Annotated in this window: 20 protein-coding genes and 1 other RNA gene; 12 read left to right on the top strand and 9 right to left on the bottom strand. The window is 55.6% G+C overall.

Features of this window, described 5'->3' with window-relative positions; all coding sequences use genetic code 11:
- From tdcD to garL, 7 genes are all read right to left on the bottom strand, one after another.
- Positions 1–1,209: a propionate kinase gene (gene tdcD, locus OSH03_RS10430; RefSeq protein ID WP_266179208.1), complete on the bottom strand. Its 1,209-nt coding sequence runs from the start codon at positions 1,207–1,209 to the stop codon at positions 1–3.
- Positions 1,210–1,239: 30 nt separating this feature from the next.
- Positions 1,240–2,571: a threonine/serine transporter TdcC gene (tdcC, locus tag OSH03_RS10425; RefSeq protein ID WP_061096983.1), complete on the bottom strand. Its 1,332-nt coding sequence runs from the start codon at positions 2,569–2,571 to the stop codon at positions 1,240–1,242.
- Positions 2,572–2,580: 9 nt separating this feature from the next.
- A complete protein-coding gene (gene tdcB / locus OSH03_RS10420) occupies positions 2,581–3,570 on the bottom strand; it encodes a bifunctional threonine ammonia-lyase/L-serine ammonia-lyase TdcB (protein ID WP_266178979.1) in 990 nt (329 codons plus the stop codon).
- A gap of 96 nt (positions 3,571–3,666) precedes the next feature.
- Positions 3,667–4,587, bottom strand: coding sequence for a transcriptional regulator TdcA (gene tdcA / locus OSH03_RS10415; protein WP_266178978.1), 921 nt, complete (start codon positions 4,585–4,587; stop codon positions 3,667–3,669).
- Positions 4,588–5,274: 687 nt separating this feature from the next.
- Positions 5,275–5,651: RNase P RNA component class A (rnpB, locus tag OSH03_RS10410), an RNA gene on the bottom strand.
- 59 nt (positions 5,652–5,710) lie between these two features.
- On the bottom strand, positions 5,711–6,601 hold the full coding sequence (garR, locus tag OSH03_RS10405) for a 2-hydroxy-3-oxopropionate reductase (RefSeq protein ID WP_041907938.1): 891 nt from the start codon (positions 6,599–6,601) through the stop codon (positions 5,711–5,713).
- Between the two features lie 21 nt (positions 6,602–6,622).
- Entirely contained in the window at positions 6,623–7,393 is a 771-nt protein-coding gene (garL, locus tag OSH03_RS10400; RefSeq protein WP_266178977.1) for a 2-dehydro-3-deoxyglucarate aldolase, read from the bottom strand.
- Between the two features lie 356 nt (positions 7,394–7,749).
- On the opposite strand from garL, the gene garD reads away from it, so the two are divergent.
- The 8 genes from garD (at position 7,750) to OSH03_RS10360 (ending at position 15,799) form a co-directional block, all read left to right on the top strand.
- Entirely contained in the window at positions 7,750–9,321 is a 1,572-nt protein-coding gene (gene garD / locus OSH03_RS10395; protein WP_266178976.1) for a galactarate dehydratase, read from the top strand.
- 175 nt (positions 9,322–9,496) lie between these two features.
- The gene (locus OSH03_RS10390) at positions 9,497–10,351 is read left to right on the top strand and encodes a tagatose bisphosphate family class II aldolase (protein WP_266178975.1); all 855 of its coding nucleotides are present in this window, start codon (positions 9,497–9,499) and stop codon (positions 10,349–10,351) included.
- Positions 10,352–10,385: 34 nt separating this feature from the next.
- The gene (gene gatZ, locus OSH03_RS10385; RefSeq protein ID WP_266178974.1) at positions 10,386–11,657 is read left to right on the top strand and encodes a tagatose-bisphosphate aldolase subunit GatZ; all 1,272 of its coding nucleotides are present in this window, start codon (positions 10,386–10,388) and stop codon (positions 11,655–11,657) included.
- Between the two features lie 13 nt (positions 11,658–11,670).
- Positions 11,671–12,138, top strand: coding sequence for a PTS galactitol transporter subunit IIA (gatA, locus tag OSH03_RS10380; RefSeq protein ID WP_266178973.1), 468 nt, complete (start codon positions 11,671–11,673; stop codon positions 12,136–12,138).
- Between the two features lie 29 nt (positions 12,139–12,167).
- Positions 12,168–12,452: a PTS galactitol transporter subunit IIB gene (gene gatB / locus OSH03_RS10375; protein ID WP_266178972.1), complete on the top strand. Its 285-nt coding sequence runs from the start codon at positions 12,168–12,170 to the stop codon at positions 12,450–12,452.
- A 4-nt stretch (positions 12,453–12,456) separates the two neighbouring features.
- On the top strand, positions 12,457–13,830 hold the full coding sequence (locus OSH03_RS10370; RefSeq protein ID WP_266178971.1) for a galactitol-specific PTS transporter subunit IIC: 1,374 nt from the start codon (positions 12,457–12,459) through the stop codon (positions 13,828–13,830).
- Between the two features lie 41 nt (positions 13,831–13,871).
- Positions 13,872–14,915, top strand: coding sequence for a galactitol-1-phosphate 5-dehydrogenase (gene gatD, locus OSH03_RS10365; RefSeq protein ID WP_266178970.1), 1,044 nt, complete (start codon positions 13,872–13,874; stop codon positions 14,913–14,915).
- 110 nt (positions 14,916–15,025) lie between these two features.
- On the top strand, positions 15,026–15,799 hold the full coding sequence (locus OSH03_RS10360; RefSeq protein ID WP_266178969.1) for a DeoR/GlpR family DNA-binding transcription regulator: 774 nt from the start codon (positions 15,026–15,028) through the stop codon (positions 15,797–15,799).
- A 132-nt stretch (positions 15,800–15,931) separates the two neighbouring features.
- Here the strand turns inward: OSH03_RS10360 and rsmI are convergent, their stop codons facing one another.
- Positions 15,932–16,795: a 16S rRNA (cytidine(1402)-2'-O)-methyltransferase gene (gene rsmI, locus OSH03_RS10355; protein WP_266178968.1), complete on the bottom strand. Its 864-nt coding sequence runs from the start codon at positions 16,793–16,795 to the stop codon at positions 15,932–15,934.
- Positions 16,796–16,856: 61 nt separating this feature from the next.
- Here rsmI and OSH03_RS10350 point away from each other — a divergent pair, with 61 nt between their 5' ends.
- The 4 genes from OSH03_RS10350 to dolP are packed head-to-tail and all read left to right on the top strand — an operon-like array spanning position 16,857 to position 20,554.
- Positions 16,857–19,004, top strand: a complete 2,148-nt coding sequence (locus OSH03_RS10350; protein WP_266178967.1) for a penicillin-binding protein activator — start codon at positions 16,857–16,859, stop codon at positions 19,002–19,004.
- Positions 18,962–19,357, top strand: coding sequence for a YraN family protein (locus tag OSH03_RS10345; RefSeq protein ID WP_028014533.1), 396 nt, complete (start codon positions 18,962–18,964; stop codon positions 19,355–19,357). The genes OSH03_RS10350 and OSH03_RS10345 overlap by 43 nt, the downstream gene beginning before the upstream one ends.
- Before the next feature lie 21 nt (positions 19,358–19,378).
- Positions 19,379–19,969 (top strand): DnaA initiator-associating protein DiaA, encoded by a 591-nt coding sequence (gene diaA / locus OSH03_RS10340; RefSeq protein WP_003861754.1) that lies wholly within the window; start codon positions 19,379–19,381, stop codon positions 19,967–19,969.
- 9 nt (positions 19,970–19,978) lie between these two features.
- Positions 19,979–20,554 carry a division/outer membrane stress-associated lipid-binding lipoprotein gene (dolP, locus tag OSH03_RS10335; RefSeq protein ID WP_028014534.1) on the top strand — a complete coding sequence of 192 codons (576 nt, stop codon included), beginning with the start codon at positions 19,979–19,981 and terminating at the stop codon, positions 20,552–20,554.
- Positions 20,555–20,604: 50 nt separating this feature from the next.
- Here the strand turns inward: dolP and OSH03_RS10330 are convergent, their stop codons facing one another.
- On the bottom strand, positions 20,605–21,642 hold the full coding sequence (locus OSH03_RS10330; RefSeq protein WP_266178966.1) for a permease: 1,038 nt from the start codon (positions 21,640–21,642) through the stop codon (positions 20,605–20,607).
- Between the last annotated feature and the right edge of the window lie 39 nt (positions 21,643–21,681).

The following is a 21,681-nucleotide window of genomic DNA, read 5'->3' as shown; positions in this document are numbered from 1 at the left end:
TCAGGCGTAAGCCGCAGCCGGAGTGACCTTTCCAAGACGGAGGGCGTCCAGCGCGATCATTTTTTCTTCGTTGGTAGGGACAACCGCGCAGGCCACGCGGGACGACTCGGTGGAGATGACGCGCTCACCCGCGCTGCCCGGCAGGGCGTTTTTAGCGTCGTCGAGGATGATGCCGAACACTTTCAGATGTTCGGCCACCAGCGCGCGGACAAGCGTCGAGTTTTCGCCAATGCCGCCGGTAAAGACCACCCCATCCAGACGGTGCAGCGACGCGGCGTGACCGGCAATATGCCGCGCAATGCGGTGAACAAAGGTGTGTATTGCCAGCTGTGCCCGCTCATTACCTTCGTGCCAGGCATTTTCTAATGTCCGCAGGTCTGAAGAAATGCCGGAGATCCCCAGCAACCCGGACTCTTTATTCACCACGCGCTCCAGATCTTCAAACGACTGGCCGGTCTGCTGGGCAATCCACGCCATCGCGCCAAAATCCACGTCGCCGCAGCGCGTGCCCATCACCAGCCCTTCCAGCGGCGTCATCCCCATGGAGGTGTCTACGCTCTCGCCGTTGCGCACCGCGCAGATGGACGCCCCGTTGCCGAGATGGGCAATCACCAGGCCGCTGTCATCGGGGGACAGCCCGAGAAGCGCGTGCGCCTGCCCGGCCACGTAGCGGTGAGAGGTGCCGTGGAAGCCGTAGCGGCGCACGCCCAGCTCTTCAAAATAGCGGTACGGCAGACCGTACAGATAGGCCTGCGGCGGCAGCGTCTGGTGGAAGCTGGTATCAAACACCGCCACCTGCTGCACGCCCGGGAAGAGACGCTCTGCCGCTTCCACGCCGCTCAGGTTGGCGTAGTTATGCAGCGGCGCCAGCGGGGAGACCTGGCGGATCTGCTCAATCACCTCTTCCGTGATCGGGGTCGACTCGCTGAAAAGGTCGCCACCGTGGGCAATGCGGTGGCCAATCAGGGCCACGCTGCTCATTAGGTTACGCTTCTCCAGCTCGAGGGCGATGGCGGCCAGCGCCCCTTCGTAGTCCTGGTGAGCCAGTCTGACCGGCTCACCCCCGTTCACGGAAATAAAGGCCTTCTCGGTGTTGATACCGTCCGCAATGCCCGTCATCAGGGCATCGCAGCCTGCTGCATCCAGCACCGAAAACTTAACAGAGGACGATCCGCAGTTAATAACCAGTACAACCGGAAACTCAATCATCATATGGCTCCGCTCTTCCTGAGCTTTGGGTTAGAACAGTTTGTAAACGATATTCAGAATGGTCAGCAGGCCGACCACGGTAACGAAGATGTTCTCGGTGCGGCCTTTGTATTTCGCCAGCGCCGGTGCCTTGCGGATGGCGTACATCGGCAGCAGGCACAGCAGAGAGGCGATGATTGGCGCGCCCATGGCTTCAATAAGGTCCAGAATGTTCGGGTTGGCGTAGGCCACAACCCAGGTGGAGCCCATGATGAACACCATGCTGATGGTATTCAGTTTGCCAACAGAGACTTTCTTCTTGTCGCCCTTGTAGCCGAACTTAAGGATCAGGCCGTTCAGCCCTTCCAGCGTGCCCAGGTAGTGGCCGAAGAAGGATTTGAAGATAGCCACCAGCGCGATGATGGAGGCGCCGTATTCGAGCACCGTCGCGAACGTCGATTTGCTTCCGGACATCGACGCGAAGTGGTTTGCAAGGTAAGAGAGCACCGGAATGTTCTGCGCCTTGGCGTCCGCCATGTTCTGCGGAGAGAGCGTAAACAGGCAGCTGAAGGCGAAGAACATCACCACGGCAACCATCAGCATGCTGGCGCGACCGATGATTTTGGAACATTTCTGCTCGGTAAACTCTTTCCCGAACTCCGGCTCGTACTCTTCACGCTTGGAAACCACAAACGAGGAGACGATAGGCGAGAAGTTGAAGGAGAAGACCATGATGGAGATCCCCAGCCACACCGTAACCAGAATGCCGTCATGACCGGTGAAGGCGATATCGCTCAGGTTGACCTGGTCGATTACCGCCGAGTTCCAGTACGGGATCAGAGACAGGGAAATCAGCACCAGGCTGGCAATGAACGGGAACACCAGGTAGCTCATCACTTTTACCATCAGGTCCTTACCGAACCAGATAACAAAGGCCATCAGCAGCAGCAGGAACAGCGCCACCACGCCGCGGTTCAGCGCTGGCATCTGGAGTTGGTTTTCCCAGAAGGTCATAAAGGTGTTGGTAATGGTGACGCCGTAAATCCACAGCAGCGGGCAAATGGCGAAGAAGTAGAGGAACGTAATTACCACCCCACCGGTTTTCCCGAAGTGCTCTTCCACCGTTTCGGTGATGTTGCCGGAGACGTTGCTGCCGGACAAACAGAGGCGCGCCAGCGCCCGGTGGCAGTAAAAGGCAATCGGGAAGGCGAGTACCAGCATCAGCAGGATGGGGATCAGTCCGCCAAAGCCTGCGCGAATGGGGAAGAACAGCACGCCTGCGCCAATGGCGGTACCAAACAGGCCGAGCGTCCATGTGGTGTCAGACTTACGCCAGGAGGACGTTTTTGTCTGGCCAACGATAATGCTTTCTGTGTTGCTCATAGGTCACCTTTATGCGTCAACGAAGCCGGTAATTTGGGAAACACGGGAGAGATCGATATTGCCGCCGGAAATAATGCAGACGGTTTTACGGCCCTGAATATAGTGGTCTAGCTTGCCGCTTAATAACGCCGCGCAGGCCAGTGCGCCCGCGCCTTCCGTCACCACTTTATTTCGCTGAATAAGGGCAATCATGCTGTTGCGAATATCGTCTTCGCTCACCAGCACAATGTCGTCAACTAATTCGCGGACAATTTCGAAGGTTAATTTACCCGGACGAGACACGTCGCAGCCGTCGGCTAACGTGCCGGTAACGCGATGATTGGTTATTTCTCCGGCCTGATAAGAGGCCGCCATGCCGTGAACGTTTTCAGATTGTACGCCGATAATATTAATGGTCGGGTTGATGGATTTAATCGCCGTTGCAATCCCGGCAATTAATCCGCCGCCGCCGATAGGGACAATCACGTTATCCACGTCGTATAAATCCTCGAGGATTTCCAGGCCGATGGTGCCCTGCCCGGCGATCACTTTCGGGTCATCATAAGGCGGGATAAATATGCGCCCTTCCAACTCAACGATTTCGCTCACTTTGGCGATGGTGTCGTTAAAGTTCTCGCCGTGCAGCACCACTTCGGCGGAATAGTCGCGCGTCGCGGCCACCTTGGATTTTGGCGCGCCTATTGGCATCACCACTTTGCCGTCGATACCGAGCATCGCACAGGAGAGCGACACGCCCTGCGCGTGGTTTCCTGCGGAACAGGCGACGACGCCTTTGCGTTTTTCCGCATCGGTCAGCGAGCTTAATTTATTAAACGCACCGCGAATTTTAAACGAGCCGGTACGCTGCATATTTTCAAACTTCAGGAATATCTCACCTTTACACCGTTCGCTGAGATAATTTGAGCGCGGCATGCCGGTTTTATAGATTTTTCCTGCCAGCCGCTTTCTGGCATCCTGTATATCTTCAATGGTAACCGGGAGATCGTAAGTAATGTGCATAATATCCTCGTTATAATAATTCATTCTTTTCAGGCAAAGTCAGGGTATCAGAGCGTTAAAAATCAGCGCCCCGGGTGTTTTAAAGCGTGATTATTTTTATCGTCGTCTTTCGATATTCATCGAAGAATATTGTTTTGCCAGCTCAACTAATACAGACGCCGATTTTTTAATTCTGTAATTTTTCGACCACACGGCGGCATAGCGCGCCACGGGCAATTCGTCTTCCACGGGCAGCACAATAAACTGGTCCGAGCCGAACGGCGCAATCATGTCGCGGGGAATCACCGTCAGATAATCGGCATTCAGGACAAGGTTATAAATGGTGACGACGGAATCGGTCTGGACGATGTTTTCAATGCTGATGTGGTTGTCTTGCAGGGTGGTCAGGAGTTCTTTGTAGTAGCCCATATCGGTTTGCGGCATCACCCACTGCTCGTGCGTGAGCGATGCCAGTGCCGTCGGGCCGGTGCACGTTCGTGATTTACTGGCGACCAGCACAAACTCTGACTCAAACAGCGGCTCGACGTGAAGATCCTGCAGCAGCATTTCGTCGCTCAGCGTGCCGATGGCAAAATCCAGCCGACCGTCGCGAATGGCCGGAAGGAAAGAGGAGAGCTGGGCTTCATACATGGATACGCGCGCTTTCGGGAACACTTCCCTGAATTTTTTGATCATCTCAGACAGGAAGGTGAAGCCAATCAGCGACGGATAGCCAAAGGAGACGTCCATGACGGTGCTGAAACTGAGGCTGTTAATCTCGCTCACCATGTTTTTCATCTCGCGGGTGATCGACTCAGAGTATGAAAGCAGCACCTGCCCCGCAGCAGTCAGTTTGACGCCGGTGTTTTTACGCACCATCACTTCCACGCCGAAGTAAGATTCGATGTCGCTGATGATTTTGCTGACGGCGGGTTGCGTCAGGCCCAGTTGTCTTGCAGCAGAACCTATGGAGCCACTTTTAATGACTTCCTGAAATACCACGAGGTGCTGTGTTTTCGGTAGAATAATAGTGTTCATAATATTCTGCGCTTATTTCCCTATGACGCAGCGGATTCTACCTAATATTGTTTAAGGGGTTATGTGCTGTTACTCACAATTTGCTTTCCCGCGCATTTCACGGGAACAACATCAACCTAAAAAACATCATGTAATCAATACCATAGAAAAATAAAAGCACACCATTACGCTGATATCGATCAATAAAAGCAGCAGTAATAAAATTATTTTATGGCGATAACCTTGATAAATTTTTCTGGGTTAAATAAATCAATAAAGACGATCTTTCAGGCAATTAAAGGCCAATAAATAACCGTTATTCCTTTGAAACATTCTTTCAAATTATCAAATTTTGCAGAGGATTTTTGGACAGCTTTTTATAAATAGTGGAATACGTCACACATTCACAGCCTGAATGTTTTTAATTTCAATATGTTTATATCAAATAAGAAAATATTTGCGATCGTTCAGTTAACATTCGCAACAAATTAACAATACTGTAAATTCGCTCTTTTTTAGCGCGAAATTTTGTGATGGCGATCGTCTGCGGGATGCATATCGACGATGGAAAGGGTAATGCAGTGAAATGTGCTTAATGTCGCAAATATGAGAATTGATGTCGTTTGTGAGAGTTGCCGGGTGGCGATGCGCTTATCTGGCTACGACCCCCTAAAAGCAAAAACCCCGCCGAAGCGGGGTTCTGGAAGAAGTTGAAGCTGACCGATAAGCCGGGTTCTGTCGTGGACAGTCATTCATCTAGGCCAGCAATCGCTCACTGGCTCAAGCAGCCTACCCGGGTTCAGTACGGGCCGTACCATGTGAACCCCTATTTGGCCTTGCTCCGGGTGGAGTTTACCGTGCCACGGACTGTTACCAGCCGCGCGGTGCGCTCTTACCGCACCCTTTCACCCTTACCTGATCCCGCTTGCGCGGGCCATCGGCGGTTTGCTCTCTGTTGCACTGGTCGTGGGTTTCCCCCCCAGGCGTTACCTGGCACCCTGCCCTATGGAGCCCGGACTTTCCTCCCCTCCGCCCGTCTCCCCCGAAAGGGACGACAACGAAGCGGCGACTGTCTGGTCAGCTTCGGCGCGCAGTATAGAGGGTTTGCGCGCCGCTGTCACCCTCAGGCGCAGGCAAGATGCTATTAACGCGCCACTTCCACCTTCGCCAGTTTTTCGTAGTAGCACGCAATCGCGCTGTGATCGGCCGTGCCCAGGCCATCCGCACGCAGCGCCTGCATCATCTCCATGACCGCAGCGGTCAGCGGCAGCTGCGCCCCCACGCCGTGAGACGTATCCAGCGCGTTCGCCAGATCTTTGATATGCAGGTCAATGCGGAAACCGGGTTTGAAATTACGATCCATCACCATCGGCGCTTTGGCATCCAGCACCGTACTGCCCGCCAGGCCGCCGCGAATAGCCTGATAAACCAGGTCCGGATTGACGCCCGCCTTGGTTGCCAGCGTCAGCGCTTCAGACATGGCGGCAATGTTCAGCGCCACAATCACCTGGTTCGCGAGCTTGGTGACGTTGCCCGCGCCAATGTCTCCGGTATGCACTACGGAGCCCGCCATCGCTTTCATCAGGTCATAGTATTTATCGAACACGGCCTTATCGCCGCCCACCATCACCGACAGCGTGCCGTCGATGGCTTTCGGCTCGCCGCCGCTGACGGGTGCATCCAGCATCTCTACGCCCTTCGCTTTTAACGCCTCGCTGATTTCACGGCTCGCGAGCGGGGCGATAGAGCTCATATCAATCAGCACCAGGCCCGGCTTCGCCCCCTCGATGATGCCGTTCTCCCCAAGCGCGACTTCTTTAACGTGCGGGGAATTGGGCAACATGGTGATGATGACGTCGCACTGCTCAGCAATGGCTTTAGGGGTGGTGGCCGTTTCCGCGCCCGCCGCCATCACCTCAGCCACAGACTGCGGATTATGATCGGATACCACCAGTGAGTAACCCGCTTTAATCAGGTTCTTACTCATTGGTTTACCCATGATCCCAAGACCAATAAACCCCACTTTCAGCGTCATAATCTGTTTCCTCAATGATGGTTATTTTTTAAAAGCGTCCGCTAATTTCTGCGTCGCTGAGCGGAACACGCCGAGGTCGCTGCCGACGGCAACGAACGTGGCTCCCCACTCCAGATAGCGACGAGCATCAGCTTCAATCGGTGCCAGAATGCCGCACGGCTTGCCGTGCGCTTTGGCGCGGGCAAAGATGTGCTGGATAGCGCGCTGCACGTCCGGGTGGCTGGCGTTGCCCAGATGGCCAAACGCGGCAGCCAGATCGCTTGGGCCAACGAAGATACCGTCCACGCCGTTTGTGGCTGCAATCGCATCGACGTTATCAACGCCCTGCTGGCTCTCGATCTGAACCAGAATGGTGATATTGCTATTGGACTGGGCGAAGTAGTCCGGCACGGTGCCAAACATGTTGGCGCGGTGTGACACCGAGACGCCGCGGATCCCCTCCGGCGGATAGCGCGTTGAGGCCACGGCCAGCGCCGCCTGTTCTTCCGTTTCCACAAACGGGATCAGGAAATTGTAGAAACCAATATCCAGCAGACGCTTGATAATCACCGGCTCGTTAGTTGGCACGCGCACCACCGGAGCGCTGGGGCTGCCTTTCAGCGCCATCAGCTGCGGAATAAAGGTGCTGATATCGTTCGGCGCATGTTCGCCGTCCAGCACCAGCCAGTCGAACCCGGCTAGGCCTAACACTTCGGTGCTAATAGGGTTTGCCAGCGCGGACCAACAGCCAATCTGAATCTGGTGCGCCGCGAGGGCAGCTTTAAACTTATTCGGGAAGATATCGTTATTCATCACTTAACCCTTTTTAATTCCGCAGTTTTAGCCAGTATTATTTTTCCAGAACAGATTCTTTATATTTATTTCTCTGACTGAATATTGGCGTTATAAAATCGTCATTCAGTATAATCGGCTCTGCACGGCAGCACATTGTTTTGATGCTCAAGTATCACGCTACATCTCAACGCTATTTTGAGCATATGCACAAAGCAGTGGGCGCTAATGCACAGAATCAAGGATTAGTCCGCCCGAAACGATCGCGATCACATTTTCACTTTTCTTCTCCTGACATGCTTTATTTCTGCGTTAAGAAAACGATTATCCAACGAGTTATTTTTCATAGCTGAAACTTTGCCGGAGAAGAGTGAATAATGGCCGATATTGCAATCAGAGAGGCATCGCCGACGGCGTTTTATATTAAAGTTCACGATACGGATAACGTGGCGATTATTGTCAACGACAATGGCTTAAAAGCAGGCACCCGCTTCCCGGACGGGCTGGAGCTGATTGAGCATATTCCGCAGGGGCACAAAGTCGCGCTGGTCGATATTCCCGCCCACGGTGAAATCGTCCGTTACGGTGAAGTCATCGGCTATGCGGTAAGCGCTATCCCGCAGGGTAGCTGGATTGAGGAGTCTCTGGTGGCGCTGCCAGAAGCACCGCCGCTGAATACGCTCCCGCTGGCGACCCGCGTCCCTGAACCTTTGCCGCCACTGGAGGGCTATACCTTTGAAGGCTACCGCAACGCGGACGGTAGCGTCGGCACCAAAAACCTGCTCGGCATTACCACCAGCGTGCACTGCGTGGCGGGCGTGGTGGATTACGTGGTGAAAATCATTGAGCGCGATCTGCTGCCGAAGTATCCGAACGTCGACGGCGTGGTGGGTCTTAACCACCTGTACGGCTGCGGCGTGGCGATCAACGCCCCGGCGGCGGTCGTGCCGATCCGTACTATCCACAATATCGCCCTTAACCCGAACTTTGGCGGCGAGGTGATGGTAATCGGTCTCGGCTGTGAAAAATTGCAGCCAGAGCGCCTGCTGCAGGGCACCGAAGATGTCAAAGCCATCCCGGCTGACGGGGCCAGCATCGTGCGCCTGCAGGACGAACGCCACGTTGGTTTCCGGTCAATGGTCGACGATATTCTGCAGGTGGCAGAGCGTCATCTGGATAAACTCAACCGCCGCCAGCGCGAAACGTGCCCGGCGTCGGAACTGGTGGTGGGCACCCAGTGTGGCGGCAGCGATGCGTTTTCCGGCGTGACGGCTAACCCGGCGGTGGGCTATGCGTCCGATCTGCTGGTTCGCTGCGGCGCCACGGTGATGTTCTCCGAAGTCACTGAAGTGCGTGACGCAATCCACCTGCTCACGCCACGCGCCGTTAATGAAGAGGTGGGCAAACGCCTGCTTGAGGAGATGGCCTGGTACGATAACTATCTCGATATGGGCAAAACCGACCGCAGCGCCAATCCTTCGCCGGGCAACAAGAAAGGCGGCCTGGCGAACGTGGTGGAAAAAGCCCTCGGTTCGATTGCCAAATCCGGCCAGAGCGCGATTGTGGAAGTGCTCTCTCCGGGCCAGCGCCCGACGAAGCGCGGCCTGATTTATGCGGCTACGCCTGCCAGCGACTTTGTTTGCGGCACCCAGCAGGTGGCCTCCGGCATTACGGTACAGGTCTTTACCACCGGGCGCGGCACGCCATACGGCCTGATGGCGGTCCCGGTGATCAAGATGGCGACCCGCACCGAGCTGGCCAACCGCTGGTACGACTTAATGGATATCAACGCGGGCACCATTGCCACCGGGGAAGAGAGTATTGAAGACGTGGGCTGGAAGCTGTTCCATTTTATTCTGGACGTGGCGAGCGGTCGGAAGAAAACGTTCTCGGACCAGTGGGGGCTGCACAATCAGCTGGCGGTGTTTAACCCGGCACCGGTGACGTGAGTTTGCTGTAAACCTCGCTCAGCATGGCTTCGGCCATGCTTTTTTTTCTTTCATTTCTTTCGCATCCTTACCTTTCATTTCGATTCTTTCATTTTTAAGATACCAATCACAAAATAACATTCCGAAACCCTATATTGTCTTTCGCATAAACAAAACGAAAGGTTTCGGAGGAAAGATGTTCATCATCTCGTCGAAAGCAATGCTGCAAAAAGCACAGCGCGAAGGTTACGCCGTACCGGCATTCAATATTCATAATCTTGAAACGCTGCAGGTGGTCGTTGAAACGGCCTCTGAGATGCGATCTCCGCTGATCGTGGCGGGTACGCCCGGCACATTCAGTTATGCCGGAACCGGGAACGTGGTCGCCATTGCCAGCGATCTGGCCAAAACGTATAACCAACCACTGGCGATCCACCTCGATCATCACGAAAATTTCGACGATATCGCGCAAAAAGTACAGAGTGGAATCCGCTCTGCAATGATCGACGGCTCTCATCATCCGTTCACTGAAAACGTGGCGCTGGTGAAGAGAGTGACAGACTACTGCCACCGTTACGATGTTAGCGTGGAGGCTGAACTTGGCCGTCTTGGCGGGCAGGAGGATGACCTTGTGGTCGACAGCAAAGATGCGCTTTACACCAACCCGCTACAGGCACGCGAGTTTGTTGAATTAACGGGTATCGACTCATTGGCCGTCGCCATCGGTACCGCGCATGGCCTCTACACTGCCACGCCGAAACTTGATTTTGAACGTCTGGCAGAGATCCGCAATCAGGTCGATATCCCACTGGTGCTGCACGGCGCTTCCGGTTTATCTACGGCCGATATCCTTCAGGCCATTCGCCTCGGTATCTGCAAGGTCAACGTTGCCACAGAACTCAAAATCGCCTTCTCGAATGCCCTGAAAACCTATCTCGATTCACATCCCGAAACCAGTGACCCGCGACATTACATGGTACCCGCCAAACGCGCCATGAAAGAGGTGGTGCGTAAAGTAATCAACGATTGTGGTTGTGAAGGAAAGCTCTAAATACGAAAGCCTGAAGTCCTGACCCGGAGGAAACGTGAAAGATATTATTACCCGCCATAAGGCGGGAGAAGATCTCGGTATTTGCTCAGTTTGCTCAGCGCACCCGCTGGTTATTGAAGCCGCATTGCGGTTCGATCTGCATACCGACAACAAGGTACTGATTGAAGCCACCTCAAATCAGGTGAACCAGTTCGGCGGTTACACCGGTATGAAACCCGCTGATTTCCGTGATTTTGTTTTGAAGATCGCTGAAGAGGTGGGCTTTCCGCATGAACGTTTGATCCTGGGCGGCGATCATCTGGGGCCAAACTGCTGGCAAAACGAACCGGCAGACGCGGCGATGGAGAAATCCATAGCATTGATCAAAGCCTATGTTGCGGCAGGGTTTAGAAAGATCCACCTGGACGCCTCAATGTCCTGTGCCGACGATCCTGTCCCACTCCCGCCAGGGGTGGTGGCACAGCGTGCTGCCCGACTGTGCAAAGCGGCAGAAGAGACGGCCACTGAAGAACAAAAAGCGGCGCTAACCTACGTGATTGGTACTGAGGTTCCCGTTCCAGGCGGTGAAGCCAGCAGCATTAACAGCGTGCATGTTACCCGTGTGGAAGATGCCGCGCAGACGCTGGAAACGCATCGTGAGGCCTTTGCCGCGCTCGGTCTGGATGAGGCTATGACGCGCGTGATAGCTATCGTGGTGCAACCGGGCGTGGAGTTCGATCATACGCAAATTATTCACTACCAGCCGTACGCGGCAGAGGCGCTTTCCGGCTGGATCCGCCAGACACCCATGGTCTATGAGGCGCATTCAACGGACTACCAGACTCGTCAGGCCTATCGCGCTTTGGTTCGCGATCACTTCGCGATCCTGAAAGTCGGCCCGGCGCTTACCTTTGCCCTGCGAGAAGCCATTTTTGCCCTCGCACAAATGGAGAAGGCTCTCATCGCCCCTGAGCAACGCAGCCACGTGCTGGAGGTGATTGACGAAGTGATGCTGAACGAACCGGATTACTGGAAGAAGTACTACCGCCCCACCTGGAGCCAGGCAATGGTGGATATTCACTTTAGCCTGTCCGATCGCATTCGCTACTACTGGCCGCATCCGCGCATTCGCCAGAGCGTTGAGAAGTTAATCGCTAATCTGAGCGCAACCTCCTTGCCTTTGGGGCTGATCAGCCAGTTTATGCCCGTCCAGTTCGAACGATTGTCGATGAATGAGATCGCCGCAACACCGCAAAATCTCATCATCGACAAAATACAGGATGTATTACGCGCCTATCGATTTGGCTGCACCCCTGAACCCTTCTGATGCCGGAGAGTGTATGAGTCACATTTTTGTCCGTACCGGAATTGAGTTTGAAACCTGCCAGCAGGCGCTGGCGCATATTGGCGAGGAGATGCTGGCTAACGGTGTTGTTCACGCCACCTACCCCGCCGCCCTTCTGGAAAGGGAGGTGAACTATCCCACCGGCATTGCTCTTGAACGCCATGCGGTCGCTATTCCGCACTGCGAAGCCATACATGCGAAACGCCCCGCAATCTACCTGATTAGCCCGGCCAAACCGGTGCATTTTCAGCAGGCTGACGATGATGGCGAGGTCGCCGTCTCACTCATCATCGCGTTAATCGTTGAAAACCCTGCGGCGCAAATGAAATTGCTGCGCCGCCTTTTCAGTGAGCTACAAAACCCGGACACGCTGGACATGCTGCTGGCGGTGCCCGCAGAGCGCCTGGCCGATCGTTTCCGGGAGACGATCCTTGAGCCTGTCGCCTGTGCCAAGGCTTCATAACATACTGATAATAAAAAAAGGAGTGCCCTATGAAACGCAAAATTATTGTTGCCTGCGGCGGCGCTGTCGCCACCTCAACCATGGCAGCAGAAGAGATCAAAGAGCTGTGTGAAACCCACCACATTGAACTGGATCTGGTCCAGTGTCGGGTGACTGAAATCGAAACCTATATGGACGGCGCAGACCTAATTTGTACCACGGCGAAAGTTGACAGAGCCTTTGGCGACATCCCGGTGGTGCACGGCATGCCGTTTGTATCCGGCGTCGGTATCGAAGCCCTGCAGCAAAAAATTCTGACCATCCTCGAGGGGTAAGATCATGTTTACCGAAATCATGCGGTACATCCTCGATCTGGGGCCAACCGTAATGCTGCCAATCGTCATCATTATCTTCTCGAAGCTTCTGGGGATGAAGCTGGGCGATTGCTTTAAATCCGGCCTTCATATCGGCATTGGCTTCGTCGGGATCGGGCTGGTTATCGGCCTGATGCTTGACTCCATCGGCCCGGCGGCCAAAGCGATGGCTGAGCAGTTCCAGATTAACCTGCACGTGGTAGATGTCGGCTGGCCGGGTTCATCCCCAATGACCTGGGCATCACAGATTGCACTTATCGCAATCCCTGTTGCGATTGTCGTCAACGTTGTCATGTTGGTGACCCGGATGACGTGGGTGGTAAACGTCGATATCTGGAACATCTGGCACATGACCTTCACCGGTGCGATGCTGCACCTGGCAACCGGCTCTTACTGGCTGGGGATCCTGGGCGTTGTGGTGCACGCAGCCTTTGTTTACAAGCTTGGAGACTGGTTTGCCAAAGACACCCGGGACTTCTTCGGTCTGGAAGGGATTGCCATCCCTCACGGCTCGTCAGCTTACCTCGGCCCAATCGCCGTTCTGGTCGATACGATTATCGATAAAATCCCAGGCCTGAAGCGTATTCATTTTAGCGCTGACGATGTGCAAAAACGCTTTGGCCCGTTTGGCGAACCGGTCACGGTTGGGTTTGTTATGGGGCTGGCTATTGGCATGCTGGCAGGCTACGATGCCAAATCCGTTCTCCAGCTGGCCGTAAAAACCGCGGCCGTGATGCTGCTGATGCCACGCGTTATCAAACCGATCATGGATGGCCTGACGCCGATTGCTAAACATGCCCGTAAACGTCTGCAGGCGAAGTTTGGTGGGCAGGAGTTTTTGATCGGTCTCGATCCGGCACTCCTGCTGGGCCATACGTCCGTCGTCTCCGCCAGCCTGATTTTCATTCCGCTCACTATCCTGATTGCTGTTCTAGTGCCTGGCAACCAGGTGCTGCCGTTCGGTGACCTTGCCACCATCGGCTTCTTTGTGGCGATGGCGGTTGCGGTGCATCAGGGCAACCTGTTCCGCACGCTTATCTCTGGCGTCATCATCATGGGCATTACGCTGTGGATTGCGACCCAGACCATCGGCCTGCATACCCAGCTTGCGCAAAATGCTGGCGCGTTGAAAGCAGGCGGACTGGTGGCCTCCATGGACCAGGGCGGTTCACCCGTCACCTGGCTGCTCATCCAATTGTTCACCTGGCAAAACGTGGTGGGGTTCATCGTGATTGGCGCGATTTACTTCACCGGCGTCCTGCTCACCTGGCGACGCGCCCGCGTATTTAACGCGGCAGAAAAGAACGTCGCTAACCCACAAAGCCAGACGGTGTCTTGATATCCGGGGAGCCAAGCTCCCCCTCTTTTTCTGGAGTGAATATGAAATCAGTGGTAATTCACGCTGAGGGCAACGTGCGCGTTGAAGAACGCCCAATCCCTCACATTCAGGCTGCGGATGATGTGCAGGTGCGCATTGCCTGCTCAGGACTGTGTGGCTCCGATATCCCGCGAATTTTTGCCGGAGGAGCACATTATTATCCCATCACCCTGGGACATGAATTTAGCGGTTATGTCGAAGCTTGTGGTACCGAAGTGCACGATCTCAAGGCAGGCGATCCAGTTGCTTGCGTGCCATTACTGCCCTGCTTTTCCTGTTCGGCGTGTGAAAAAGGCTACTACTCGCTCTGCAAGCAGTATCAGTTTGTCGGATCTCGCAGCGAAGGCGGCAACGTGGAATATATCGTGGTGAAGCGCGCAAACCTGTTCCGCCTTCCTGCAGAGATGGCAATTGAAGATGGTGCATTTATTGAGCCCATAACCGTAGGGCTACACGCGTTTCATCTCGCTTCCGGCTGCGAGGGTAAGAACGTCATCATTGTCGGCGCAGGAACTATCGGCCTGCTGGCGATGCAATGTGCGCTGGCATTGGGCGCCAACAGCGTTACCGCGATCGATATCAATGACGATAAGCTCGCGCTGGCAACAGCGCTGGGAGCAACTCAGGTGTTTAATAGCCGCGCTCTGGCCGCAGACGACATCCTCAACGCCTTGAGCGACAACCCGTTTGATCAGTTGGTTCTGGAGACTGCTGGCACACCGCAAACCGTCACGCTCGCCATTGATATCGCCGGGCCGCGCGCCCAGGTCGCTCTGGTGGGTACGCTGCATCACGACCTGAACTTACCGGCGGCGACATTTGGCAAGATACTGCGTAAGGAGTTGACGCTTCTGGGAAGCTGGATGAATTATTCGGCCCCGTGGCCGGGGGAAGAATGGGAAACCGCGGCCCGTCTGCTCACAGAGAAAAAACTGCAGCTTAAGCCCCTTATTGCTCATATCGGCGATAGCGACAGCTTTGCTCAGGCCGTGCAGGAACTAAACGGTGCGCCAATGCAGGGCAAAATTATGCTGCGCTTCGCGTAGTGCTTCGAGCCAGCAACCTGAGCTGGCTCACATTTACTTTCGAATATTACCATACATCTTTCGCATACCTTCGATTAGAATAGAGGCAGTTAATAATCAGGCAATTCAATATGAACTCATTTGAGCGTCGCAACAAAATCGTTGATCTGGTCAACGATCAGGGCAGCGTCATGGTGCTGGATCTTTCGAATAAGTTTGGCATTTCGGAAGTCACCATCCGAACGGACCTGCGCCTTCTGGAAGAAAAGGGGTTGGTCACCCGCTTTCACGGTGGCGCCGCAAGGCCCGGTAGCAGCCTGGCAGAAAGCGAAAATCAGGAAGTGGTGCTGGAAGATCGTTATCAGCTGGCGAGCGACCCGAAAAAGCGCATCGCGCAGGCTGCCGCGGCCATGATCGAAGAGGGAATGACGATCATTCTGGACAGCGGGAGCACCACCATGCTCATCGCCGAAGCGCTGACCAAACGCGCCAATATCACCGTCATCACCAATAGCCTGCCTGCCGCGTTTGCCCTCTCGGAAAACAAAGACATTACGCTAGTGGTCTGTGGCGGTACCGTGCGCCATAAAACCCACTCTATGCATGGCACCATCGCCGAGCGCTCTCTGACCGGGATAACCGCGGATCTGATGTTTGTCGGCGCGGACGGTATTGATGCCACCAACGGCATTACAACGTTCAATGAAGGCTATTCGATTAGCAGCGTGATGGCTGCAGCCGCGCATAAGGTGATTGCCGTGCTGGACGCCAGCAAGTTCAACCGCCGCGGGTTCAACCAGGTGTTGCCGATGGAAAAAATCGACTGTGTGATTACGGATGATGGGATCGGAAAGCACGAAAAAGAACTGTTGGGTAAAACGGGCACCGAGATCATTACGGTTTAGCGAAAGACGCAGATCGGCGGATGACCTGCGCAATTTTCTTTTCCGACATTTATTACGACATTTATTCCGACACTCTAGATTTTGTAGGCCGGGCAAGCGCAGCGCCTCCCGGCAAAAAAAGCGGAGTATGGATCACTCCCCCTGCTGCTCCAGCGCATACTTATACAGCGCATTTTTCTTCACGCCGTGTATTTCCGCCGCCAGCGCCGCAGCTTTCTTCAGCGGCAGTTCCGCCTGCAGCAGCGCCAGCGTGCGCAGCGCATCGGCAGGCAGGGCATCTTCTTCCGCCTTATGCCCTTCGACAATCAGCACCATTTCGCCTTTACGGCGGTTTTCATCTTCCTTCACCCACGCCAGCAGTTCTCCTACCGGCGCGCCGTGAATGGTTTCCCAGGTTTTGGTCAGCTCGCGCGCCAGCACCACGTAGCGGGATTCGCCCCAGACGGTGACCATATCTTCCAGGCTTTCCAGCAGACGGTGAGTGGATTCGTAGAAGATCAGGGTACGCGGCTCGGCTTCCAGTTCCTTTAACACATCGCGACGGCCTTTGGATTTGGCGGGCAGGAAACCTTCGTAGCAGAAACGATCGGACGGCAGACCCGCCGCGCTCAATGCAGCAATGGCGGCGCACGGCCCCGGCAGCGGCACAACGCGAATACCGGCTTCGCGACAGGTGCGCACCAGATGGTAGCCAGGATCGTTAATCAGCGGCGTCCCGGCATCGGAGACCAGCGCGATGCTCTGCCCCTCTTTGAGCTTCGCCACCAGCGTTTCGGCTTTTTGTTGCTCATTGTGATCGTGCAGAGCAAACAAACGGGCGTTAATCGCGAAATGTTGCAGCAGTAAACCGGTGTGTCGGGTGTCTTCAGCCGCAATTAAATCAACAGCTTGCAATACGGTCAGCGCACGTTGGGTAATATCAGACAAATTCCCGATAGGAGTAGGTACAATATAAAGCTGGCCTTGAGAATTATCTGCCGTTTCGTGTTGTTTCATTGTTTCGTCCGTATTGCCGATTTAATATTGAGCATTGCGTAAAAAAATCACTGGATACAGTATGGTACCGTTAACGTTTCTTCGAAAAAAAGCCACGCGCAGCGTGCCGCTGCTGCTCGCAGCCCTGATTTTTGCAGGCTGTGGCACCCAGGCACCTGACCAGAGCACCGCCCATCTTCAGGGCTCCGCTCAGGCTGATTCTGGCTTTTATCTGCAACAAATGTCGCAGAGTACAAATGATACCAGGATCAACTGGCAATTACTCGCCATTCGTGCACTGCTGAAAGAGGGCAAAACCCAGCAGGCTGCCGAGCTGTTCGGCCAACTGCCGAAAGAGCTTAACGATACCCAGCATCTTGAGCAGAGCCTGCTCTCTGCCGAGCTGAAGGTCGCGCAGAAAGATTATGATGGCGCGAAAAAGATCCTGGGGAGCATCGACCTGAGCGCGCTGGATAAAAACCAGCAGGCGCGCTTCTGGCAGGCTGGCATCACCGCTGAACAGGGTCGCCCTTCCCTGACCCTGCTGCGCGCCTTGATTGCCCAGGAGCCGCTGCTCGCCGGTGCCGACAAGCAGAAAAACATTGATGCCACCTGGCAGGCGCTTGCCTCGATGACCCAGGATCAGGCAAAGGCGCTGGTCATTAACGCGGACGAAAACGTGCTTCAGGGCTGGCTCGATCTGCAGCAGATGTGGTTTAACAACCGCAACGATCCTAAGATGCTGAAAGCCGGTATTACCGACTGGCAGACCCGTTACCCGCAGAACCCGGGGGCGAAAATGCTGCCAACCCAGTTGGTAAACGTGCAGAACTTTAAACCTGCGTCGACAAGCAAAATTGCGCTGCTTCTGCCGCTAAACGGCCAGGCGGCCGTGTTTGGCCGTACGATTCAACAGGGCTTTGAAGCGGCGAAAAACGGCACCACGCCTGTAACGGGCAGTGCGGTACCGGTGCAGGCAGCGCAGGCGGCCAACGTAAACGACGTTGTCAGCCCCTCCGCGGCCGAGACCAGTGACCTGACCACCGCGCAAACCCCGGCGCAGGGCACAATGCAAAACCCGGTTACCGCACCGACTACCCCTCCAGCGACTGCCGCACCGGCAACACAGGCCCCGGCGGAGACACAAGCGACACCTGCCCCAGAGGCAACGGCAGAACAGGCTCAACAGCAGCCTGCACAACCAGCGTCTCAGCCTGCCGCTCAGCCGCAGGCCGTGGCGACCACCAGCGCGAACCCTGGCGCTGAGCTGAAAATCTACGACACCAGTTCGAAGCCGCTTGACCAGGTGCTGGCGCAGGTTCAGCAGGACGGGGCAAGCATCGTTGTCGGCCCGCTGCTTAAGAACAACGTGGAAGAGCTGATGAAGAGCAACACCACGCTGAACGTGCTGGCGCTCAACCAGCCGGAACAGGTTCAGAACCGGGCCAATATTTGCTACTTCGCACTCTCTCCGGAAGATGAAGCCCGCGATGCGGCGCGTCATATCCACGAGCAGGGTAAACAGGCTCCGCTGCTGCTGATCCCGCGCAGTACGCTGGGCGATCGCGTGGCTAATGCCTTTGCCGACGAGTGGCAGAAGCTGGGCGGCGGCATTGTGCTGCAGCAGAAATTCGGTTCCGTCTCAGAACTGCGTGCGGGCGTTAACGGTGGAGCGGGTATCGCGCTCAGCGGCAGCCCGGTTTCCGCCAGCCTGCCGCAGCAGCAGAGCGTGACCATTGGCGGCCTGACCATCCCTGCCCCGCCTACCGACGCGCAGATAAGCGGCGGTGGTAAAGTGGATGCGGCCTATATCGTTGCCACGCCGCAGGAGATCGCCTTTATCAAACCGATGATTGCGATGCGTAACGGCAGCCAGAGCGGCGCAACGCTCTACGCCAGCTCCCGCAGCGCACAGGGCACCGCAGGCCCGGATTTCCGTCTGGAAATGGACGGCCTGCAGTACAGCGAAATCCCGATGCTGGCGGGCAGCAACCCGGCGCTGATGCAGCAGGCGCTAAGCTCGGTGCGTAACGACTATTCTCTGGCGCGTCTGTATGCGATGGGTGTAGATGCGTGGGCGCTGGCGAACCACTTTACTCAGATGCGTCAGGTGCCGGGCTTTGAGCTTAACGGCAACACCGGCGATCTGACCGCCACTCAGGACTGTGTGATTAACAGGAAGTTATCATGGCTCAAATACCAGCAGGGGCAAATCGTCCCGGCCAGCTAAGCCGTAAAGAGACCGGCGATGCGTGGGAGTTAAAAGCGCGTCGCTGGCTTGAAGGCAAAGGACTGCGCTTTATCGCCGCTAACGTCCGCGGGCGCGGCGGCGAAATTGATCTGATCATGAAAGACGGTCAGGTGATTGTGTTTGTAGAAGTCCGCTTTCGACAGTCTTCCCGTTTTGGCGGTGCTGCCGCCAGCGTGACGCTCGCCAAACAACATAAATTATTACAGACTGCCCACTTGTGGCTTGCCCGCCATAATGGGAGCTTTGATACTGTGGATTGCCGTTTCGATGTGATAGCCTTCACCGGAAATGAGATCGAATGGCTTAAAAACGCTTTTGGCGAAGACGCATAATTAAGATTTAAAAGGGATAACGTGCTCGAAAGAATTAAAGTGTGCTTCACAGAAAGCATCCAGACTCAGATTGCCGCGGCGGAAGCCCTTCCGGACGCGATCTCTCGCGCTGCAATGACGCTGGTGCAATCCCTGCTTAACGGCAACAAAATCCTCTGTTGTGGCAACGGAACCTCAGCCGCCAACGCACAGCATTTTGCTGCCAGCATGATTAACCGTTTTGAAACCGAACGCCCAAGTTTACCTGCCATTGCACTTAATACCGATAATGTGGTCTTAACAGCGATTGCTAACGATCGTCTGCATGACGAAATTTACGCAAAGCAGGTGCGCGCCCTTGGGCATGCCGGCGATGTGCTGCTGGCCATCTCCACGCGCGGCAACAGCCGGGACATCGTCAAAGCCGTTGAAGCCGCCGTTACCCGCGATATGACCATCGTCGCCTTAACCGGCTACGACGGCGGTGAGCTGGCGGGTCTGCTCGGGCCGCAGGATGTGGAAATCCGCATTCCGTCTCACCGTAGCGCACGTATTCAGGAGATGCATATGCTAACGGTAAACTGCTTATGCGATTTGATCGATAACACGCTTTTCCCTCACCAGGATGATTAAGGAGTTTTTATGAAGGCTTTATCGACCCTCGCAGTCCTTATGTCTGCACTACTGCTTCAGGGATGTATCGCTGCGGCCGTTGTGGGTACTGCCGCAGTGGGCACCAAAGCGGCGACCGATCCGCGCTCTGTGGGAACGCAGGTGGATGACGGTACGCTGGAGCTGCGGGTCAACAGCGCGCTGTCGAAAGACGAACAAATCAAGAAAGAAGCGCGTATCAACGTGACGGCCTATCAGGGCAAAGTCCTGCTGACGGGTCAGGCACCGAATACCGAGCTCTCCAGCCGCGCGAAACAGATCGCGATGGGCGTTGAGGGCACCACGGAAGTCTTCAATGAAATCCGTCAGGGTCAGCCAATCAGCCTGGGCACCGCGTCATCTGACACCTGGATCACCACCAAAGTCCGCTCCCAGCTGCTGGGTTCAGACCAAGTGAAATCCTCCAACGTGAAGGTAACGACCGAAAACGGTGAAGTGTTCCTGCTGGGTCTGGTGACCGACCGTGAAGGGAAAGCGGCGGCGGATATCGCCAGCCGGGTGAGCGGCGTGAAGCACGTCACCACCGCGTTTACCTACATTAAGTAATCCACACCTGACTGAAGGCCCGGTGAGCGCGAGCGCCACCGGGCTTTTTTTTACATCAACGCAATACTTCCCACCATCACCCCGCTCAACGCCACCAGCCCCGCCGTCAGCCACAGCGCTTTCGCCGGGAAAGACTTACGCAGCATGATGAGCGACGGCAGACTGATTGCCGGCAAGGTGATAAGCAGCGCCAGCGCCGGTGCGGTCCCCATACCGGCCAGCATCATGGTCTGAACAATCGGAATTTCTGCCGCCGTGGGGATCACAAACAGGCAGCCTGCAACGGCCATCGCAATCACCCACATCAGCGTGTTGTCGATAGCGCCATCCGCATGCGGGAAGAGCCAGACGCGCGCCGCGCCCAGAACCAGTACCGCCAGGATATAGACCGGAATGGTGCTCCAGAAAAGCTGCCACAGCGCCTTACCCCAGCGAGTGAAGAAACCGCCCTGCGGTTCGCTGACGTCCAGTTCAACGACTGCAGGTTCGACGGCAGTATCCTTCACCAGTTTTTGTACCAGCGTCGCCACCACCAGCACCGTCAGCAGTCCGGCAACCAGACGGATAGCGGCAAAATGCCAGCCGAGCACAAAGCCCATAAATACCAGCGTCGCCGGGTTGAGCAGCGGGTTCCCCATCCAGAACGCCAGCGCGCCGCCCATGGATACGCGCTGGCGGCGCATGCCCGCCGCAACCGGTGCGGCGCAGCAGGAGCACATCATGCCCGGCAGAGAGAAAATCGTCCCCAGCAGCGTGCCCTGAAAGCGCGGCTGCCCGAGTGTTTTCACCAGCCAGTTTCGCGGAATAAGCACTTGAATCAGCGAACCCAGGATCACCCCTAAGACGGCAGCTTTCCACACCGCCAGGAAGTAGACCATGGCGTAATCCCACGCCGCCTTCAGCGGGCTGGCATCAGCCTGAGCGAGAATAGATTTACCGATGCTGTGCGTTTCGGCAGCGGTGAAGGCTTTGCCGTAGTACGGCTGCCATTTCACATACCAGAGGCCAATGATGACCACGAGAAAGAAGAGTGCGGGCTTCCACCATTGGACAGGTGTTGCCGCCTGAGATGAAGACTGACCAGTCATACCATTCCCCGGAGAGTGTTATTTAATAAGCCGGAGAAG

The organism is Enterobacter nematophilus, assembly GCF_026344075.1.
Taxonomy (GTDB): Bacteria; Pseudomonadota; Gammaproteobacteria; order Enterobacterales; family Enterobacteriaceae; genus Enterobacter; species Enterobacter nematophilus.
Note: the sequence above shows the minus strand (reverse complement) of the source record. Positions and strands in the feature narration are given on the sequence as shown.

Bases quoted from the DNA above. Each gene is read 5' to 3' on its own strand.
- tdcD (WP_266179208.1), bottom strand. From the start codon at position 1,209: ATGATTGAGTTTCCGGTTGTACTGGTTATTAACTGCGGATCGTCCTCT.
- tdcC (WP_061096983.1), bottom strand. From the start codon at position 2,571: ATGAGCAACACAGAAAGCATTATCGTTGGCCAGACAAAAACGTCCTCC.
- tdcB (WP_266178979.1), bottom strand. From the start codon at position 3,570: ATGCACATTACTTACGATCTCCCGGTTACCATTGAAGATATACAGGAT.
- tdcA (WP_266178978.1), bottom strand. From the start codon at position 4,587: ATGAACACTATTATTCTACCGAAAACACAGCACCTCGTGGTATTTCAG.
- garR (WP_041907938.1), bottom strand. From the start codon at position 6,601: ATGACGCTGAAAGTGGGGTTTATTGGTCTTGGGATCATGGGTAAACCA.
- garL (WP_266178977.1), bottom strand. From the start codon at position 7,393: ATGAATAACGATATCTTCCCGAATAAGTTTAAAGCTGCCCTCGCGGCG.
- garD (WP_266178976.1), top strand. From the start codon at position 7,750: ATGGCCGATATTGCAATCAGAGAGGCATCGCCGACGGCGTTTTATATT.
- OSH03_RS10390 (WP_266178975.1), top strand. From the start codon at position 9,497: ATGTTCATCATCTCGTCGAAAGCAATGCTGCAAAAAGCACAGCGCGAA.
- gatA (WP_266178973.1), top strand. From the start codon at position 11,671: ATGAGTCACATTTTTGTCCGTACCGGAATTGAGTTTGAAACCTGCCAG.
- gatB (WP_266178972.1), top strand. From the start codon at position 12,168: ATGAAACGCAAAATTATTGTTGCCTGCGGCGGCGCTGTCGCCACCTCA.
- OSH03_RS10370 (WP_266178971.1), top strand. From the start codon at position 12,457: ATGTTTACCGAAATCATGCGGTACATCCTCGATCTGGGGCCAACCGTA.
- gatD (WP_266178970.1), top strand. From the start codon at position 13,872: ATGAAATCAGTGGTAATTCACGCTGAGGGCAACGTGCGCGTTGAAGAA.
- OSH03_RS10360 (WP_266178969.1), top strand. From the start codon at position 15,026: ATGAACTCATTTGAGCGTCGCAACAAAATCGTTGATCTGGTCAACGAT.
- rsmI (WP_266178968.1), bottom strand. From the start codon at position 16,795: ATGAAACAACACGAAACGGCAGATAATTCTCAAGGCCAGCTTTATATT.
- OSH03_RS10350 (WP_266178967.1), top strand. From the start codon at position 16,857: ATGGTACCGTTAACGTTTCTTCGAAAAAAAGCCACGCGCAGCGTGCCG.
- OSH03_RS10345 (WP_028014533.1), top strand. From the start codon at position 18,962: ATGGCTCAAATACCAGCAGGGGCAAATCGTCCCGGCCAGCTAAGCCGT.
- dolP (WP_028014534.1), top strand. From the start codon at position 19,979: ATGAAGGCTTTATCGACCCTCGCAGTCCTTATGTCTGCACTACTGCTT.
- OSH03_RS10330 (WP_266178966.1), bottom strand. From the start codon at position 21,642: ATGACTGGTCAGTCTTCATCTCAGGCGGCAACACCTGTCCAATGGTGG.